The organism is Microcystis sp. LEGE 00066 (assembly GCF_015207925.1).
GTDB lineage: Bacteria > Cyanobacteriota > Cyanobacteriia > Cyanobacteriales > Microcystaceae > Microcystis > Microcystis ichthyoblabe_A.
This window is the reverse complement of the sequence record NZ_JADEVX010000277.1, coordinates 1-4,055: the sequence shown is the minus strand read 5'-3', so window position 1 is coordinate 4,055 and position 4,055 is coordinate 1. Positions and strand designations below refer to the sequence as shown.

Here is a 4,055-nt window from a genome sequence, read left to right as displayed (position 1 = left end):
CACCCCACACCCCACACCCCACTTCCGAAACCATAAGGCTGCCCGATTTTGCTAGGATAAGAAATGTAACAAGAATCTTTCTTAACAGTCGGATAATTCATGGGCAACGATACCATCACCTTACTCTCCTCTCGGGAAATTGAAAAAATGCGTCGAGCCGGACGATTAGCAGCTAAACTCTTAGACCATCTGGCAGATATGGTTAAACCGGGGGTAAGTACCCTAGAAATCAATGACGAGGCAGAACGTTGGACTCGCGCCCATGGAGCCAAAAGTGCGCCCCTAGGATACCATGGCTTTCCTAAGTCCATCTGTACTAGCATTAACGAGGTTATCTGTCACGGCATCCCCAGTGCCGATCAAATCCTCAAAGACGGCGATATTATTAACATTGATGTCACCCCGATTTTAGAAGGTTATCACGGCGATACTTCGCAGACTTTCTTTGTCGGTACTCCCTCCCCCCTGGCCAAAAAGTTAGTGGAAGTGACCAGAGAATGTCTGCAAAGAGGCATAGATGCGGTGCAGCCAGGGGGTAAAATCGGCGATATCGGCGCGGCTATCCAAGAATACGCCGAAGGACAAGGATTTTCAGTGGTTAGAAATTTTGTCGGTCATGGTATCAGTAATGTTTTTCACACCGGTCCGCAGGTTCCCCACTACGGCATTCGCGGCAAAGGCAAAACAATTCGCCCCGGCATGGTATTCACCATTGAACCAATGATTAATGAGGGTACTTGGCAACATATTCTCTTAAAAGACGGTTGGACTGCTATTACTAAAGATGGTAAACTTTCGGCCCAATTTGAACACACCATTGCCGTCACCGAAACCGGTGTCGAAATTCTCACTTTACCCGATTAAATTTAGGGAACAGGGAATGGGAGAATGGGGAAATAGGGAAGTTTCAACTAATACCCCATCACCCCCCGCAACGCGCACGAAGTGGTTACCCATCTCCCCACTGATAACTGATAACTGATAACTGAATATATGCAGTATCGTCGTTTCGGTCGCACTAATCTACAAATGCCGGTGTTTTCCTGTGGGGGAATGCGCTATCAATTTCAGTGGCAGGATGTGCCGATGTCGCAAATTCCCGACGAGAATCAAGGCAATTTAGAGGCAATTATCAATAAATCTCTGGAAGTGGGGATTAATCACATCGAAACCGCTAGGGGTTACGGCACTTCCGAGATGCAATTGGGCAAAATTTTGCCGCAACTACCGAGGGAAAAGATTATCGTGCAGACGAAAGTTTCTCCTAGTCAAGATGTGCGGGAATTTCGCCGTAAATTTGAGCAATCCCTGCAATTTTTACGGTTAGATTATGTGGATTTGTTGGGCATCCATGGCATCAACACCGAGGAAATTCTCGATGATACTATGGCCGAGGGCGGTTGTTGGCAAGAGGCGAAAAAATTACAGCAACAGGGAAAAGTTCGTTTTATCGGTTTCTCCACCCATGCACCAACTGATGTAATTGTCAAGACCATTGCAACAAATTGTTACGATTACCTCAATTTGCACTGGTACTATATTTTTCAGAATAACTGGCTGGCCATAGAAGCGGCAAAACAGCACGATATGGGCGTTTTTATCATTAGTCCCTCCGATAAGGGCGGCCATCTCTACAATCCTCCCCCTAAGCTCGTCGCTCTCTGTTCTCCTCTCAGTCCGATGGTTTTTAATGACCTATTCTGTCTCAGTCATCCGGCTGTTCATACCCTGAGTATTGGTGCAGCGCGAGCCAAGGATTTTGATGAACACCTGAAAACTTTACCTTTACTCGATCGAGCCGAGGAGATTTTACCGGCAATTATCGAGAGATTGCAAGGGGAAATGATCAACTGTTTAGGCGATAATTGGGTAAAAACGTGGTCTTTGGGTTTACCTAGCTGGGAAAATACCCCCAATCACATCAATATTCCTTCTATCCTCTGGTTACGCAATCTCGCTATCGCCTACGATATGATTGACTTTGCCAAGGCCAGATACAATCTCTTGGGGAATGGGGGTCATTGGTTCCCGGGTCAACAGGCAAAAGATATGGAAAAACTCGATTTAACTGCCTGTTTAGCCGCTAGTCCCCACGCTGATAAAATTCCTTATCTTCTCGCTGAAACTCATCGATTATTGTCGGGAGAGACAGTACAACGCTTAAGCAGTAGTTAAAATTCGATGCCGGGTTGCGCTTTCACTCCCTGTTGACGAAAGGGATGTTTAATTAACTTCATTTCCGTGACTAAATCCGCTATCTCGATTAATTCGGGTAAAGCTCCTCTACCAGTGAGAATAACGTGAGAATTAGCGGGTTTTCGGGCTAAACCAGCGATAATTTCCTGAATATCCAGATAACCGAATTTAAGGGCGATATTGATCTCATCGAGTAAAATTAATTTATATTGGGGATTTTCGAGAAAAGTTAGGGCTTTTTGCCATGCTTCTTGGGCTTTCTCTATATCTCTTTCTTTATCTTGAGTTTCCCAGGTGAAACCTTCCCCCATAGCATAAAACTCGATTTGTTCCCCCCAAACACTAAAAATCTTTTGTTCGGCAGGTTCCCAAGCACCTTTGATAAATTGTACCACCGCCACTTTGTAACCATGACCGAGGGAACGTAAAACCATACCGAGGGCTGCCGTGGTTTTTCCCTTACCATCGCCAGTATTAACGATAATTAAACCTTTTTCAGCGATTTTTTCGGCTAAACGTTCTTCTTGGATTGCCTTGCGGCGCTGCATTTTTTCTTTGTATTGTTTGGGAGTGAGTTGCATTCGGGTCTATCCAGTCAAATCAAGATAATTGTAACTCAAGGGGTTATCGATCGCTGTTTGCAGATTTTAACCGGCTAAATTGTCTGGGGATTGATGCCTAATTCTCGTAATTTTGCCGCTAATTTTTCCTTAGCTTGTCGTTCTTGTTCTTTTTCTAAAAGAGCCTGTTCTTTTTCTAGGAGAGCCTGTTCTTTTGCCTGTCGTTCCTGTTCCTTTTCTAAAAGAGCCTGTTCTTTTGCCTGTCTTTCCTGTTCCTTTTCTAAAAGAATCTGTTCCTTTGCTTGTCTTTGCTGTAATTCAGCTTCTTGGGGAGTGGGAACCAATTGACCATCAACGGTAAAATAACGCAGTTTACGGTCAAATATGCCTAAATATAATCCTAACTCTTCACTCCATAGATAACCCTGCTCATTAGCAGAAATAGCTTGATATTGCCCCTCAATTAGTCTAAATCCTTGCCATTCTAAGGTATTAGGATTGAACCAAAAATAATTAGGAGTGCGAAAAGTATTTTGGTAGAGAATTTTCTTTTTAGTTCGGTCAATATTGGCCGTGGAATCAGAAAGAATCTCGACGATTACATTGGGATATTTCCCCTGTTCTCCCCAAACCACCCAACTTTTGCGGGGACGTTTTTCTGTGTCTAAAACCACAAAAAAATCGGGACCGCAGAAATCGCGCTTTTTCAGTTGTTCTTCGTTATAGTAGATAGTCAGATTACCGGAAGCGTAGTAATCGTTTTTCTCTTGCCATAATAATTCTAGACAACTGAGTAGAATTATGATTTGTTGCAGGTGTAAATCACTTTCCAAGGGTGGTTCATCACTCCATAAATCCGTGGGGGGACAGGTAACTTCTGGTAAAATGTCGAGAGTTGTCATAGTTTTTCCCCTGGCTGGGACATTGATCTAATTATAACAGCTATGAGTCAGTAGTAGTAGAACTCTTGCAAATTAATTATATGTTATAATGATGGGTTAACTAATTTTCCCAAAAAAAATAGTTAATCAGTACATTCGTCCTGAATGAAAACTTGAAGTTTAACTTTTAACTCAAAACTCTTTAGAGCTGCTTTAATTTGGTTATCAAAACCTCTTTATTTAAGCGGCACAAACTATCTCAATTATAAAAATTGAGAATAAATTCTCCTTGACTTGATTAATCTTTAGGCAACTTTTAAGAAGCTGCTATACCTATCCCTAACTCACAGTTATAAATAGCCGCCAACAAGTTAACTCTTAAACTATATCTTCGACGACGATTCCGATATTTACAGGA

The 4,055-nt window shown here is 42.7% G+C and carries 4 protein-coding genes and 1 pseudogene; 2 read left to right on the top strand and 3 right to left on the bottom strand.

Translation table 11 applies throughout. The features are described from left to right. The first annotated feature begins 99 nt into the window (after positions 1-99). Complete coding sequence (gene map, locus IQ224_RS22245; protein ID WP_002745941.1) at positions 100-864, top strand: type I methionyl aminopeptidase; 765 nt, start codon at positions 100-102, stop codon at positions 862-864. Positions 865-993: 129 nt separating this feature from the next. Then, the gene (locus IQ224_RS22240; protein WP_194033505.1) at positions 994-2,175 is read left to right on the top strand and encodes an aldo/keto reductase; all 1,182 of its coding nucleotides are present in this window, start codon (positions 994-996) and stop codon (positions 2,173-2,175) included. Here the strand turns inward: IQ224_RS22240 and cobO are convergent. The 3 genes and pseudogenes from cobO to IQ224_RS22225 form a co-directional block, all read right to left on the bottom strand. Then, a complete protein-coding gene (gene cobO, locus IQ224_RS22235) occupies positions 2,172-2,777 on the bottom strand; it encodes a cob(I)yrinic acid a,c-diamide adenosyltransferase (protein ID WP_002745938.1) in 606 nt (201 codons plus the stop codon). The two genes, IQ224_RS22240 and cobO, sit on opposite strands and share 4 nt — an antisense overlap. A 74-nt stretch (positions 2,778-2,851) precedes the next feature. Next, entirely contained in the window at positions 2,852-3,658 is an 807-nt protein-coding gene (locus IQ224_RS22230; RefSeq protein WP_084989870.1) for a Uma2 family endonuclease, read from the bottom strand. Between the two features lie 295 nt (positions 3,659-3,953). Next, positions 3,954-4,055, bottom strand: a pseudogene (locus IQ224_RS22225) (IS5/IS1182 family transposase); the annotation flags it as partial.